12 protein-coding genes are annotated in these 13,698 nt (G+C 74.4%); 11 read left to right on the forward strand and 1 reads right to left on the reverse strand.

Annotated elements, in window-relative coordinates:
* Positions 1-16: 16 nt before the first annotated feature.
* The 4 genes from IF23_RS0102065 to IF23_RS0102080 are packed head-to-tail and all read left to right on the forward strand — an operon-like array spanning position 17 to position 3,553.
* A complete protein-coding gene (locus IF23_RS0102065) occupies positions 17-877 on the forward strand; it encodes a CoA transferase subunit A (RefSeq protein ID WP_051739091.1) in 861 nt (286 codons plus the stop codon).
* Complete coding sequence (locus IF23_RS0102070) at positions 874-1,629, forward strand: CoA-transferase subunit beta (RefSeq protein WP_030279080.1); 756 nt, start codon at positions 874-876, stop codon at positions 1,627-1,629. Before IF23_RS0102065 ends, IF23_RS0102070 begins: the two co-directional genes overlap by 4 nt.
* Positions 1,626-2,732: an NAD(P)H-dependent flavin oxidoreductase gene (locus tag IF23_RS0102075; protein WP_030279082.1), complete on the forward strand. Its 1,107-nt coding sequence runs from the start codon at positions 1,626-1,628 to the stop codon at positions 2,730-2,732. Before IF23_RS0102070 ends, IF23_RS0102075 begins: the two co-directional genes overlap by 4 nt.
* 2 nt (positions 2,733-2,734) lie before the next feature.
* Entirely contained in the window at positions 2,735-3,553 is an 819-nt protein-coding gene (locus IF23_RS0102080; RefSeq protein ID WP_030279084.1) for an SDR family oxidoreductase, read from the forward strand.
* Between the two features lie 9 nt (positions 3,554-3,562).
* On the opposite strand, the gene IF23_RS0102085 is transcribed toward IF23_RS0102080, so the two are convergent.
* Positions 3,563-4,300, reverse strand: coding sequence for a M24 family metallopeptidase (locus IF23_RS0102085; RefSeq protein ID WP_051739094.1), 738 nt, complete (start codon positions 4,298-4,300; stop codon positions 3,563-3,565).
* Positions 4,301-4,617: 317 nt separating this feature from the next.
* On the opposite strand from IF23_RS0102085, the gene IF23_RS0102090 reads away from it, so the two are divergent.
* The 7 genes from IF23_RS0102090 to IF23_RS0102120 all read left to right on the forward strand — a co-directional run bounded on the left by IF23_RS0102090 (position 4,618) and on the right by IF23_RS0102120 (position 13,192).
* Complete coding sequence (locus tag IF23_RS0102090) at positions 4,618-6,057, forward strand: MFS transporter (protein ID WP_051739096.1); 1,440 nt, start codon at positions 4,618-4,620, stop codon at positions 6,055-6,057.
* Positions 6,058-6,132: 75 nt separating this feature from the next.
* A complete protein-coding gene (locus tag IF23_RS0102095) occupies positions 6,133-7,686 on the forward strand; it encodes an FGGY family carbohydrate kinase (protein ID WP_030279090.1) in 1,554 nt (517 codons plus the stop codon).
* A 74-nt stretch (positions 7,687-7,760) separates the two neighbouring features.
* On the forward strand, positions 7,761-9,434 hold the full coding sequence (locus IF23_RS0102100; RefSeq protein WP_030279092.1) for a glycerol-3-phosphate dehydrogenase/oxidase: 1,674 nt from the start codon (positions 7,761-7,763) through the stop codon (positions 9,432-9,434).
* Positions 9,431-10,984: an FAD-binding oxidoreductase gene (locus tag IF23_RS0102105; RefSeq protein WP_030279093.1), complete on the forward strand. Its 1,554-nt coding sequence runs from the start codon at positions 9,431-9,433 to the stop codon at positions 10,982-10,984. Before IF23_RS0102100 ends, IF23_RS0102105 begins: the two co-directional genes overlap by 4 nt.
* Positions 10,985-11,090: 106 nt before the next feature.
* Positions 11,091-11,747 (forward strand): glycerol-3-phosphate responsive antiterminator, encoded by a 657-nt coding sequence (locus IF23_RS0102110; RefSeq protein ID WP_030279095.1) that lies wholly within the window; start codon positions 11,091-11,093, stop codon positions 11,745-11,747.
* 6 nt (positions 11,748-11,753) lie between these two features.
* Positions 11,754-12,056: a putative quinol monooxygenase gene (locus IF23_RS0102115; RefSeq protein WP_030279097.1), complete on the forward strand. Its 303-nt coding sequence runs from the start codon at positions 11,754-11,756 to the stop codon at positions 12,054-12,056.
* Entirely contained in the window at positions 12,053-13,192 is a 1,140-nt protein-coding gene (locus IF23_RS0102120) for a zinc-binding dehydrogenase (RefSeq protein WP_030279099.1), read from the forward strand. Before IF23_RS0102115 ends, IF23_RS0102120 begins: the two co-directional genes overlap by 4 nt.
* The last annotated feature ends 506 nt before the right edge of the window (positions 13,193-13,698 follow it).

Below are 13,698 nucleotides of genomic sequence, written 5' to 3' on the forward strand. Positions count from 1 at the left end.
CCGTCAGGAGCTGCGTATGGCCGACAAGACGATGACCGCGCCGGAGGTGGTCGCCCGGCTCCGCTCCGGTATGACCCTCGGCATCGGCGGCTGGGGCTCACGCCGCAAACCGCTCGCCCTGGTCCGCGAGATCCTCCGCTCCGACCTGCGCGACCTCACCGTCGTCTCCTACGGCGGCCCCGACGTCGGCCTGCTCTGCGCCGCCGGGAAGGTCCGCAGACTCGTCTTCGGCTTCGTCTCCCTCGACTCCATCCCCCTCGACCCGCACTTCCGCGCCGCCCGCCAGCACGGCCGCATCGAGGTCGCGGAGTACGACGAGGGGATGCTCCAGTGGGGGCTGTACGCCGCCTCGCTGCGGCTGCCGTTCCTGCCCACCCGCGCCGGACTCGGCTCCGACGTCCTGACCGTCAACCCCCATCTGCGCACCGTCGCCGACCCGTACGGCGGCGGTGAGGAACTGGTCGCGATGCCCGCGCTGCCGCTGGACGCCGCACTGGTCCACCTCAACCGCGCCGACGCGGCGGGCAACGCCCAGTGCCTGGGCCCCGATCCGTACTTCGACGACCTCTTCTGCGGCGCCGCCGAGCACGCCTTCGTCTCCTGCGAACGGATCGTCCCCACCGCCCGCCTCACCGAGGACGCCCACCCGGCCACCCTCGTCGTCCGCCGCCTCGCCGTCGAAGGCGTCGTCGAGGCGCCCGGCGGCGCCCACTTCACCTCCTGCGCACCGGACTACCCGCGCGACGAGGCGTACCAGCGGGAGTACGCCGACGCCGCCCGGTCGCCCGAGGCGTGGGAGGCGTTCCACCACCGCTATCTCACCGGCGACGGACACCACCGCACGCCGGACCAGGACGGAGAGGGGCAGCCGGTATGAGCGACGCGACCCGGGCCGAGATCTGCGCGGTCGCCTGCGCCGAGGCGTTCCGCGGCAGCGGCGAGATCCTGGCCAGCGCCTTCGGCACCGCCCCCACCATCGGCGTCCGGCTGGCCCGCGCCACCTTCGCCCCCGATCTGCTGCTCACCGACGGCGAGGCGCGGCTGGTGCAGGGGATCTGGCCGCTCGGCGCCGCGCCCGACGGGCCCGTCGAGGGCCACGCGCCGTTCCGCACGATCTTCGACCTGGTGTGGAGCGGGCGGCGGCACGCCATGATGATGCCCACCCAGATCGACGCCCACGGCAACGTCAACCTCTCCGCCATCGGCCCCTACGACGCGCCGAAGGTGCAGCTCCTCGGCGTCCGCGGCGCCCCCGGCAACACCCTCTGCCACCCGGTGAGTTACTGGATCCCGCGCCACTCCACCCGGGTCTTCGTGCCCCGCGTCGACATGGTCTGCGGCGTCGGCACCGCCGCCGCGGCCACCGTGGGGCGCGCCGCCCGCCACCACGATCTGCGCCGCGTCGTCACCGACCTCGCCGTCCTGGACTTCGCGCCCCCGACCGGCACGCTCCGGCTGGTCTCGGTCCACCCCGGCGTCAGCCCCGAGGAGGTCGTCGCCCGCACCGGCTGCCCGCTCGTCGTGGACGGCGACATCCCCACCACCCGGCCGCCCACCGCCGCCGAACTCCGCCTGATCCGCGAGGTCATCGACCCGGCGGGGCTGCGCGGGCGGGAGGTCCCGGCATGACGCACCCGGCGCTGCACACCCGGATCTGCGACCTCTTCGGCGTCGCCCACCCGATCGTCCAGACCGGCATGGGGTACGTCTCCGACGCCACCCTCACCGCCGCCACCGCCAACGCCGGGGGACTGGGCATCCTCTCCGCCGGGCTGCTCGACCTCGACGGGCTGCGCCGCGCCCTCGACGCGGTCCGCGCCGCCACCGACCGGCCCTTCGGCGTCAACCTCCGCGCCGACCAGCCCGACGCCGAGGCCCGCGTCGACCTGCTGATCCGCAGCGGCGTCAAGGTCGCCTCGTTCGCCCTCGCGCCCCGCCGCGACCTCATCGCCCGCTGCAAGGACGGCGGACTGCTCGTCGTCCCCTCCATCGGCGCCCGCCGCCACGCCGAGAAGGTCGCCGCCTGGGGCGCCGACGCGGTGGTCGTCCAGGGCGGCGAGGGCGGCGGCCACACCGGCGCCGTCCCCACCGGACTGCTGCTGCCGCAGGTCCGCGACGCCGTGGACCTGCCGGTCATCGCCGCCGGTGGCTACTGCGACGGCCGCGGGCTGGTCGCCGCCCTCGCCTACGGCGCCGACGGCATCGCCATGGGCACCCGCTTCCTGCTCACCCGCGACTCGCCCGTCGCCCCCGCCGTCAAACAGGTCTACCTGGACAAGGGCGTCCACGACACCGTCCTGACCCGCGAGGTCGACGGCGTCCCGCAGCGCGTGCTGCGCACCGGGCCGGTCGCCCGGCTGGAGCGGACCACCGGCGCCGGGCGGCTGCTGCGCGCCGCCCGCAACGCCACCGCCTTCCGGAAACTCTCCGGCACCCCCTGGCCCGACCTCGTCCGCGAGGGCCTCGCCCTGCGCCGCCGCCACGGCCTGACCTGGAGCCAGGTCGTGATGGCCGCCAACGCCCCGCTGCTCTACCGCACCGGACTCCTCGACGGCCGCCCCGACCTCGGCGTCCTCGCCACCGGCCAGGTCGTCGGCCTCATCGACGACCTGCCGAGCTGCCGGGAGCTGATCGACCGGATCATGACGCAGGCGGACGAGGTCCTGCGCCGCCTGGCAGACCCGCCCGGCGGGGGAGTCCGCCCCGCCGCACTCGACGAGGGAGCCGTGTGACCGTGCCCGAGACCCCCGGGGCGCCCGCCGCCCCCGACGCCCCGCAGCCCGGACCCGACCGGCCCCGCTCCCACCAGCTGCTCGACGGCCGGACCGTCGTCGTCACCGCCGCCGCGGGCACCGGCATCGGCTTCGCCGCCGCCCTGCGGTGCGCCGAGGAGGGCGCCCGCCTCGTCATCAGCGACCGCCACACCCGCCGCCTCGCCGAGGCCGCCGACCGCCTCGCCGACCACACCGGCACCCGCCCGCTCGCGGTGCCCTGCGACGTCACCGACGGCGCACAGCTCGACCACCTCATGGACACCGCGGCGCACGAGTGCGGCACCCTCGACGTACTGATCAACAACGCCGGGCTCGGTGGCACCGCAGCCGTCACCGAGATGACCGACACCCAGTGGGACACCGTCCTCGCCACCACGCTGACCAGCACCTTCAAGGCCACCCGCGCCGCGCTGCGCCATATGGTCCCGGCCGGTCGCGGCGTCATCGTCAACAACGCCTCGGTCGTCGGCTGGCGCGCCCAGCGCGGCCAGGCCCACTACGCCGCAGCCAAGGCCGGGGTGATGGCGCTGACCCGGTGCAGCGCCCTCGACGTCGCCGCCCACGGCATCCGCGTCAACGCCGTCGCCCCCAGCCTCGCCATGCACCCGCACCTCGCCAAGGTCGCCGGTGCGGAACTGCTCGCCGAGCTGAGCGCCCGCGAGGCGTTCGGCCGCGCCGCCGAACCCTGGGAGGTCGCCAACGTCATGGTCTTCCTCGCCAGCGACTACGCCTCGTACCTGACCGGCGAGGTCGTCGCGGTCAGCAGCCAGCACCCCTGACCTGCGCGGTCAGGCCGGGTGCCCGAGGTCCAGCAACTCCTCGTGGAAACCGCCGAACCCCCGCTCCCGGTCGACGAGATGGATCTCCAGGATCCAGTGGCAGCGCCGCCCCTGCCCGTCGTCCCGCCGCATCGGGCGGGCGCTGCCCGGCGCGATGTACGAGTCGACCTCGGCACCGGCCACCTTCTCGTGCGGGAACTCGCCCAGCAGATGGCCCGAGTGCGGCCCGCCGAACCCCCAGCCCGCCTCCTCCGCCAACCGCACCACCTCGGCGTACAGCTCCTCGCCGGTGATGTCCGGACGGGCCGCGAAATGGCGGCGACCCGCCTCGAAGAGCCGCGGCAGATCGTCGCGCAGCCGGTGCTTGACCGGATCGTCGCCGAGGACAAAAGTCCGGCCGAAATCCGCCTCCCACTCCGCGAAGAGCGGGCCGAAGTCGCAGAAGACGATGTCGTCCTCGCCGATGATCCGGTCCGGCGGGTTCTGCCGGTACGGCTGGAGGGTGTTGGGGCCGGAACGGACGATCCGCTTGTGCCAGTACCGCCGGACCCCGAACATCTCGTGGGCCAGATCCCGCACCGCGTCGCTCACCTCGCGCTCACCGCGCCCGGGGGCGACCAGCCCGCGGCGGCCGATCTCCGCGAAGAGCGCCGCCGCCTGTCCCTGCGCCGTGAGCAGCGCCGATGCGCGCGCGGACTCCTCGGCCGTCCCGCTTCCCCGGTTCTGCGTGCCCGCTTCCTGGGTCATGCGCACAGGCTAGGAGAGATCGGCACATCCGGCACGGCGGGCTCCGCATCCGGGGGCCGCAACGCGCCAGGTCGAGGCGGCCCCCGGACACCGCGCGCAGCCCGCCCGTCACATTCAGGTAACCCCCGCGAAACCCTTGACGGCCCTCTGATCCGTTCTTAACCTCGCTCGTAGTTCGTACCTTGCAGTAAACGTGCTGCGGCGCTTTCCGCAGATTTTTGGACAGGCACAGACATAGACCACCTGTCGGTGGTTTCGTCATGCCTGTCTTTCTTCTCTCCCCGCCACCGATGGGTCCTTCCTTCAGAGGCGGATTCATGGCACAACGTCCGAGCGTCAACGGCGTCGCCGACGTCGTCGGCCTCATCGATGGCCTGGGAAAGATCACCGGCCGCGCGCAGGTCGTCTGGTTCCTCGTCTTCGGCGGGCTCTTCCTCGACGCCTACTCCAACGCCGCGCTCAGCGCCGGACTGGGCCCGATGACGACCCAGATGCACCTGACCAGCACCCAGGTCTCGGTCCTCACCGCCACCGCCCCCGCGCTGGCGATCCTCTTCAACCCGGCCGGCGGCTGGCTCGCCACCCGCTTCGGCCGCGTCCCCCCGCTGCTGCTCGCCAAGGTCTTCGCCATCGCCGGTGCCCTGCTCGCCGCGTTCGCCGGGGACTTCACCGTCGTCTGGCTCGGCCGCGTCCTGGTCGGCGTCGCCTACGGCATCGACTTCGCGGTGGCGATGGCGCTGCTCGCCGAGTACACGCCGGCGAAGCAGGGCGGCCGCCTCAACCTCTGGCAGGCCGTCTGGTACGTCGCCACCACCAGCAACCTCGCCCTGGCACTGGTCTTCTTCCACCTGGACGTCGGCGCGGACATCTGGCGCTGGTCCGTCGGCTCCGCCGCGGTCGTCGCCGTCGTCCTGCTGGTCGGCCAGTGGGCGATGCTCAAGGAGAGCCCGACCTGGCTGGCGGGCAAGGGACGCCTGGACGACGCCGTCGCCAACCTCGACAAGCTCTACGGCATCAAGGCCGTCGCCGGACGCCCCGACGAGGCCACCCGCGCCGCCACCGCCGCCCCGGCGCCCGGCTTCCGCCAGGCCGGAGTCCTCTTCAAGGGCGCCTACCTGCCGCGTACCGTCCTCTCCTCGGTGATCTCCCTCGGGCAGTCGATGCAGTACTTCGCGGTCGGCTGGTACCTCCCGGTCATCAGCCTGTCGATCTTCGGCGAGAGCTTCGAGAAGGCCACCGTCGGCTCCATGGTCTTCAACGCCTTCGGCATCATCGGCGGCCTCCTCTCCGCCTACGCCGGGCGCCGCCTGGGCCTGCGGCTCAGCTCCGCCGCCGGGTTCGCCGGGGTCTTCGTCGCCCTCGTCGCGATGGGCCTGACCTTCGGGAAGGTGCCGCTGGCCGTCGCGTTCCTGCTGCCCGTGGTCTTCATCCTCTGCCACGCGGCGGGCCCCGGCGCCAACGGCAAGTCCATCGCCGCCCTCTCGTACAGCAGCGACGTACGGGCCCTGGGCACCGGCGTCACCGGCATGGTCGGCAGCTTCGGCAGCGTCGTCGGGCTGTACGTCTTCCCGCAGATCAAGGACGCGCTCGGGCTGGCCGGGACCTTCCTGGTGCTCTCCGTCGTGCCGCTGCTGGGCCTGATCACCTGCCTGGTCATCAAGTGGGACCCGACCAAGGCCGGGATCTCCCCGGACGAGGCCGCGGCCCACGACCTGGCCGCCGCGCCGGAAACCGCCCCCGCCGCCCCCGCGCGCTGACCGGGGCCGGGCCCCGCCCCGGCACACGATGATCGCTCGCCCCCGTACCGCACGCTCGTAAGTGAAAGGGCCGCTATGACGCAGACGTTCACCGGCGCCGCCTCCCGGCGCGGTGTGCTGGCCATCGACGAAGGCACCACGGGCACCCGGGCCGGAGTCGTCCTCGACTCCGGCGCCGCCCACCAGGTGTTCTACCGCTCGATCGCGGTCAGCCACCCGGACGACCTGGCCGTCGAGCAGGACCCGGCGGAGATCTGGACCGCCACCCTCGACGTGGCCCGGCGCGCCGTCGCCGGTGCCCGCGAGGACGGCATCGAGATCACCGCGGTCGCCCTCTCCACCCAGCGGGCCACCGCCATGCTGTGGGACGCCGCCACCGGCGAGCCGCTGCTGCCCGCCGTGGTGTGGCAGGACCGGCGGTACGCCCACGAGCTGACCGGCTACGAGGCCGAGTGGGACGCCCGCCTGCTGGCCCGCCAGGGCCGGCCGGTCGGCGCCCGCGCGCCCTTCCTCTGGGCCGCCCGGCAGATCGCCGCGCACCCCCAGGTCGCCGCCGCCCACCGCGCCGGACGGCTCCGCTTCGGCACCGTCGACACCTGGCTCATCTGGCGGCTGACCGGCGGCGCCGTCCACGCCACCACCCCCACCAACGCGGCGTCCAGCGGCGGCTATCTGCTCGGCGCGCACGCCTGGGACGAGGAGTGGATCGGCCACCTCGGCTTCCCCCTCGACCTCCTGCCCGAGCTGCGCTCCGACGACGCCGGGTTCGGCACCACCGACCCGGCCGCCCTCGGCATCGCCGTCCCCGTCGCCGCCTCCATGGGCGACCAGCACGCCGCCCTCATCGCCCTCGGCGGACTCGCCGCGGGCCAGGGCATGTGCATGTACGGAACCGGCGCCTTCGTCGACGCAGCGACCGGCACCGAACCCGCCCTGCCCCGGCCCGACATCTCCGGGGTGCTCGCCCAACCGGGCCGGCGGCAGGGCGACACCAGCCACTTCAGCCTGGAGGCGTACACCTCCACCGCGGGCTCCGCCCTGCGCTGGCTCTGCGACGACCTCGGCCTCTTCGCCTCGCCGAAGGAGCTGGGGGAGGAGGCCGGGCGGGTGCCGTCCCGGCCCGGCCGCACCCCGCGCTTCGTCCCGGCGCTCGCCGGGGTCCGTACGCCCGTCTGGCATCCGGAGGCCACCGCGGCGCTCACCGGACTCACCCTCGCCACCACCCGCGCCGACCTCGCCCGCGCCGTCCTGGAGGGCATCGCCCACTCCGTCTGCGACCTCATCGACGGGGTCGCCGACACCATGGGCGCGCCCTTCACCCGGCTGCGGGTCGGCGGCGGCGTCTCCGGCAGCGACCCGCTGATGCAGATCCAGGCCGATCTGACCGGACTGCCGCTGGAGCGCGCCGCCGACTCCGCCACCGCCAGCCTGCGCGGCACCGCCTACCTCGCGGGCGTCGCCCAGGGGCTGTGGTCCTCGCTCGACGAGATCGTCGAGGCCCAGCCGCGGGGCCGGATCTTCACCCCCGCCCTCGCCGCCGCGGACCGCGACCGCAGCCGCGCCGACTGGTACCACCTGCTCGCCGCCCACCTGCACGAAAGTGCCCTGCCCCCGCACACCCCCCACTGACGGCCCGCGCGCCGTCATCCGGACGGCCCGGCCGACCCCCGGGCCGTCGCCGAGGAACACCAGGAGTTGATGTTGTGATCACCATGCCCGCCCGGAAGCCGCGGCGCAGCGCCGCGGCGACCCGCCGATCGGCCCTGCTGCTCGACCGCGCGGCGATCAAGCGCGACCTCGCCGACGAGACCTACGACGTCCTCGTCATCGGCGGCGGCGTCACCGGTGCGTACGCCGTGCTCGACGCGGCCTCGCGCGGGCTGCGCGCCGCACTGATCGAGAAGGACGACTTCGCCTCCGGCACCTCGTCGAAGTCCTCGAAGATGATCCACGGCGGTCTGCGCTACATCGAACAGGGCAACGTCAACCTCGTCCGCCACTCCCTCCTGGAGCGCCACCGCTTCCGCAAGAACGCCCCGCACCTGGTCCACCGGCTGCCGTTCCTCTTCCCGATCCTGGAGAAGGAGGGGGTCTTCGACGCCCGCCTCGCCAAGGGCTTCGAGGGCCTGCTGTGGACGTACGACCTGGTCGGCGGCTGGCGCATCGGCAAGCTCCACCAGCGGCTCACCGTCCCCGAGGTCCTGGCGCAGGCGCCGACGCTGCGCGCGGAGAACCTCAAGGGCGGCCTGGTGTACTTCGACGCCCGCACCGACGACGCCCGCCTCGTCCTCACCCTCGTCCGGACCGCGGCGGCGCTCGGCGCGAAGGTCCTCAACGGCGCCGCGGCCACCGGGCTGCTGATGGCGGGCGGGAAGGCGTCCGGCGCCCGGGTCACCGCCGACGGCGACGACTTCGAGATCCGCGCCCGCGCCGTCGTCAACGCCACCGGCGTCTGGGCCGACCAGGTCGACGCGATGGCCGACGAGGGCCACGCGCCGCAGGTCCGCCCCGCCAAGGGCGTGCACATCGTGGTGCCGTGGGACAAGGTCCGTATCAACTGCACCGTCACCGTGCCGATCCCCGGCCGCGCCCGCCGCGCCACCTGCACCCGCTGGGGCAACAGCGTCGTCCTCGGCACCACCGACGAGGACTACCGGGGCTCGCCGGACGATGTGCACTGCACCCGGCAGGAGATGGAGTTCCTGCTGGAGGGCGCCAACACCGCCTTCGAGGGCAGGCTCACCCCCGACGACGTCACCGGCTCCATCGGCGGTCTGCGCCCGCTGGTCGGCGGCAAGGAGGGGGCCACCCTCGACATGCGCCGCGACCACCACATCACGATCGGCACCGGCGGCATGGTCACCGTCACCGGCGGCAAGCTCACCACCAGCCGCCACATGGGCGAGCTGGTCATCGACAAGGTGATGACCGTCCTCGGCCGCAAGGCCCCCAGCCGCACCGTCAAGCTCCCGCTGCTCGGCGGCGCGGGCTACGACGCCGAGGCGGTCGCCGCGTCCGGCGGCCTCGCCGCCCACCTCGGCGAGCGCTACGGCACCGAGGCCCGCTTCGTCGGCGACCTCATCCAGGACGACCCCTCGCTCGCCGACCCGGTCGTCGCCGGACAGCCCTACACCAAGGCCGAGGTCGTCTACGCCGCCCGCGCCGAACTGGCCCGCTCCGTCGACGACGTCCTCTCCCGCCGCACCCGCGCCCGGCTCTTCGCCCGCGACGCCTCCGCCGAGGCCGCCCCGGTCGTCGGCGCCCTGCTCGGGCAGGAACTGGGCCTCACCCAGGACGAGGTGGACCGCTCGGTCGCCGCGTACCTCGACTCCGTCCGCCACGAAAAGACCGTCCTCCTCGAAGGAGCAGCAGCATGATCAGCCGTCAGACCATCACCCACCCCTTCAACCGCGGCAACTACACGGTCGGCGCCCCCAGCTTCGCCAAATGGGCCAAGGACCGGCCGGTCGGCGACGGCCCGGCCGCGCTCCAGGGCGAGCCGGTCGAGGTCCCCGAGGCCGTGATCGAGGAGCTGCGCGGCGCCGCCCACGCCGTGCACACCACCCGTGAGGAGGTCGTCACCCGTACCCGCGACTGGTGGGCCGGTTCGATGATCGGCGAGACCGAGGGCCGCCCGGCCACCCCGGACGCCGTGATCGTCGAGGCCGCCGACGCCGACCAGATCGCCGCCGTGCTGCGCATCTGCCACGAGGCCGGTATCCCCGTCACCCCCTCCGCCGGGCGCTCCAACGTCACCGGCGCGGCGCTGCCCGTCTTCGGCGGCGTCGTCCTGGACGTCTGCGGGCTCGACGCCATCACCGGCTTCGACGCCGAGTCGAACATCGTCGACGTCCAGGCGGGCATGTTCGGCGACCTCTTCGAGAAGCAGCTCCAGGAGGAGTACGGCGTCACCACCGGCCACTGGCCGTCCGCGTTCGCCGTCTCCACCGTCGGCGGCTGGATCGCCTGCCGCGGCGCCGGTCAGCTCTCCACCCGCTACGGCAAGATCGAGGACATGGTCGTCGGCGTCGACGTGATCCACGCCGACGGCACCCGCGCCACCTACGGCGACTACGCCCGCGCCGCCGTCGGCCCGGACCTGCGCCAGCTCTTCATCGGCTCCGAGGGCACCCTCGGCGTCATCGTCGGCGCCCGCCTCCGCGTCCACCCGCTGCCCAGCTACGCCAAGGCCGTCGCCTTCGGCTTCGCCACCTTCGCCGAGGGCCTGGACGCCTGCCGCAAGATCATGCAGCGCGGCGCCACCCCCGCCGTGCTCCGCCTCTACGACACCCTGGAGTCGGGCACCCACTTCGGCCACCCCGAGACCAACCTGCTGCTCATCGCCGACGAGGGCGACCCCACGATCGTCGACGCCTCGATCGCCGTGGCCGCCGACGTCTGCGCCGCGTACGGCCCCGAGCTGGACAGTGACGCGGTCTTCGCGCGCTGGCTGGACGAGCGGATGCTGGTCGGCAAGTCCGCGGACGGCTTCACCCCCGGCCCCGGCTTCGTCGCCGACACGCTGGAGATGGCCGCCTCCTGGACCGACCTGCCGGTCATCTACGACGAGGTGGTCGCCGCCATCCAGTCCGTCGAGGGCACCCTCGCCGCCTCCGCCCACCAGTCCCACGCCTACACCGACGGCGCCTGCGTCTACTTCTCGCTCCGCGGGGACGTCGCACCCGAGGCGCGCCGGGACTGGTACCGCGCGGTGTGGGACGCCGCCAACGGTGTCCTCATCAAGCACCGCGCGGCGCTCAGCCACCACCACGGCTGCGGGCTGCTGCGCGGCCCCTACCTGGAGGAATCGCTCGGCGCCGGGTTCGCCACCTTCGTCGCGGTGAAGAACGCCCTGGACCCGGACGGCATCCTCAACCCTGGCAAACTGGGCCTGCCCAGCCGCTTCGGGACGTCCCCGCTGAGCTGACCCGGAACGCGCCCGGGCGGCCCGGTCCCCACCGGGCCGCCCGGCGGCTCCGGTCTCCCTCCGCCCTTTCTCGACGGGAAAGGCCACTCCACCGGAAGGCTCCGCCATGGCCCCCTCTCCCCGGTCCGGCGCCCCGCTCGACCCCCGGCTCACCTCGGCCCTCGCCGAGGTCCCGGTGGTCGCCTCGGTCGTCGGCAGCCAGCCGCTGCGCCAGTTCCTGACCGCACCGGCCAGGATGTGCATCCTCGCGTCGTTCGCCGTGGGGCAGCTGCCCCAGGTCGTCCCGGCGCTGGGCCGGGCGGGGAAGGCCGTGTTCGTCAACGTCGACTCCAGCCCGGGCCTCGCCCAGGACCGGGGCGCGCTCGAATTCCTCAAGGACCTCGGCGCCCACGGCGTGGTGAGCACCCGCCTCTCCCTCATAGAGAAGGGCCGGCCGCTCGGCCTGCTGACCGTCATGAAGGTCTTCGTCACCGACCGTTCCAACCTGCGCCGCTCCCTGGACGCCGTCTCCCGCGGCGCCCCCGACCTCGTCGAGGTCATGCCCGCCCCGATCATCGGCCGGATGAACGACCGGTCCCGCCGCGCCATGTCCCCGTCGATCGCGGCGGGCTTCGTGGAGTCCCCGGCGGACGTCGCCCTGGCGCTGGCCCAGGGCGCGGTCGCCGCCGCCACCTCCGACCCCCGCCTCTGGCACCTGCGCCGCGACCAGCTCCCGCCGGTCCCGCCGTCCGCCCTCAAGCGGCCCGCCGCCTCCCAGGAGTAACCCCCCATGACATACGTGGTCATCGCCCGCTACCGCACCCTGCCCGACGCCCAGGACACCGTCCTGCCGCTCCTCGACGCCATGGCCACCGCCTCCCGCGCCGAGGAGGGCTGCCTGGGCTACCGCGTCCACCAGGGCACCGAGGACCCCCGCGACCTCGCGCTCTACGAGGAGTACCGCACCGAGGCCGACTTCGCCGCGCACTGCGCCTCCGCCCACTTCCAGGACCTCGTCCTCGGCAAGGTCGTCCCGCTGCTGGAGAGCCGCGAGGTGCTGCGCTGCGCACCGCGCGCGGAGGTGACCGCATGAGGACCCGCGCCGCCGTCCTGCGGGCCGTCTCCACCGACCGCCCGTACGCCACCACCGCCCCCGTCGCCGTCGAGGAGCTGGAGCTGGGGGCGCCCCGCGAGGGCGAGGTCCTGGTGAAGATCGCCGCGGCCTCGCTCTGCCACTCCGACCTCTCCGTCGTCAACGGCGACCGGGTCCGCCCGCTGCCCATGGCGCTCGGCCACGAGGCGGTCGGTGTGGTCGTCGAGGCCGGTCCCGGTGTCCGCCGGGTCACCGCGGGCGACCATGTCGCGCTGGTCTTCGTGCCGAGCTGCGGCTCCTGCGCCGACTGCGCCCAGGGCCGCCCCGCGCTCTGCGCCGCCGCCGCGGCGGCCAACGGCTCCGGCGGACTGCTGCACGGCCCGTCCCTGCTGACCGACGCGGCGGGCGAACGCGTCCACCACCAGCTGGGCGTCTCCGCCTTCGCCGAACACGCCGTCGTCGCCCAGGAATCCCTGGTCCCGATAGCCCGCGACATCCCGTTCGCCGTCGCCTCGATGTTCGGCTGCGCGGTCCTCACCGGCGCCGGTGCGGTCATCAACACCGCGGCGCTGCGCCCGGGCCAGTCCGCCGTCGTCTACGGGCTCGGCGGCGTCGGGCTCTCCGCGGTGCTCGGCGCCCGCGCCGCCGGGGCGTACCCGGTCGTCGCCGTCGACCCGGTCGCCGAGAAGCGTGAACTGGCGCTGCGGCTGGGCGCCTCGCACGCCTACGCCCCCGACGAGGCTCCGGCCGCGATCCGCGAGCTGACCTCGGGCGGCGCGGAGATCGCCGTCGAGGCGGTCGGGTCGCCCGCGGTGATGGCCGCCTGCCTGGACGTGGTCGGCCGCGGCGGCAAGGTCGTCTCGGTGGGGCTGCCCGCCCCCGGCCGTACGCTGGAGGTACCGGCCCTGGCCTTCGCCGGTGAGGGCAAGTCGCTCCTCGGTTCGTACATGGGTGACGCGGTGCCCAGCCGGGACATCCCGCGCTTCCTCGACCTGTGGCGCGCCGGTCTGATGCCGGTCGAGCTGATGCACACCGGCACCCTGCCGCTGACCGGCATCAACGACGCCCTGGAGGAGCTGGCCGCCGGGCGCGCCATCCGCCAGGTCCTCGACACCAACGGTCTGCTGGACGGCTGACCGCCCCCGAACGCGCGCCCGGCACGGTTTCCCCCGAACCTGCCGGGCGCGCTCCTGCCCCCGCCCGGTCGCGGCGCTCCCCGCGACGGCGCACGGTGAGAGGGAGGGGCCGCGCACGGCGGGCCGGGCCGGGCGCCGCCGTGGACCCCGCGCCGAGCCGCGAGGAGGAGGCGCCATGACCGTCCCGCAGCCGCCCGGACCTCCCGGGCCGACCCACCCCGACCCCGTGCCGCCCACCCCCGGCCCGGGCCCCGGCCCGCCCGGTCCGACGCCCGGCCCCGGGCCGGGACCGGTACCCGCACCGGGACCGGATCCCGTGCCCGGCCCCGTCCCGCCGCCCGAGCCCGACCCCGTCCCGCCGCGCCCGGCCCCGCCGACCCCGGGGCCCGCCCCGGGACCGGCCCCCGACCCGGTACCGGCGCCGCACACCCCCTGAGCCGGGCCGCGCGCGCCCTTCCGTATTTCTGGAACGCGTTCTACTGTGCCGCCCACGACCCGATGGCCGA

The sequence above is a fragment of the Streptomyces catenulae genome, assembly GCF_000718015.1.
In the GTDB taxonomy this organism is placed as follows: domain Bacteria; phylum Actinomycetota; class Actinomycetes; order Streptomycetales; family Streptomycetaceae; genus Streptomyces; species Streptomyces catenulae.

Excerpts from the sequence above, each read along its gene's own strand:
- IF23_RS0102115 (WP_030279097.1), top strand. The coding sequence starts at position 11,754 with ATGACATACGTGGTCATCGCCCGCTACCGCACCCTGCCCGACGCCCAG.
- IF23_RS0102105 (WP_030279093.1), top strand. The coding sequence starts at position 9,431 with ATGATCAGCCGTCAGACCATCACCCACCCCTTCAACCGCGGCAACTAC.
- IF23_RS0102090 (WP_051739096.1), top strand. The coding sequence starts at position 4,618 with ATGGCACAACGTCCGAGCGTCAACGGCGTCGCCGACGTCGTCGGCCTC.
- IF23_RS0102110 (WP_030279095.1), top strand. The coding sequence starts at position 11,091 with ATGGCCCCCTCTCCCCGGTCCGGCGCCCCGCTCGACCCCCGGCTCACC.
- IF23_RS0102085 (WP_051739094.1), bottom strand. The coding sequence starts at position 4,300 with ATGACCCAGGAAGCGGGCACGCAGAACCGGGGAAGCGGGACGGCCGAG.
- IF23_RS0102095 (WP_030279090.1), top strand. The coding sequence starts at position 6,133 with ATGACGCAGACGTTCACCGGCGCCGCCTCCCGGCGCGGTGTGCTGGCC.
- IF23_RS0102070 (WP_030279080.1), top strand. The coding sequence starts at position 874 with ATGAGCGACGCGACCCGGGCCGAGATCTGCGCGGTCGCCTGCGCCGAG.
- IF23_RS0102120 (WP_030279099.1), top strand. The coding sequence starts at position 12,053 with ATGAGGACCCGCGCCGCCGTCCTGCGGGCCGTCTCCACCGACCGCCCG.
- IF23_RS0102075 (WP_030279082.1), top strand. The coding sequence starts at position 1,626 with ATGACGCACCCGGCGCTGCACACCCGGATCTGCGACCTCTTCGGCGTC.
- IF23_RS0102065 (WP_051739091.1), top strand. The coding sequence starts at position 17 with ATGGCCGACAAGACGATGACCGCGCCGGAGGTGGTCGCCCGGCTCCGC.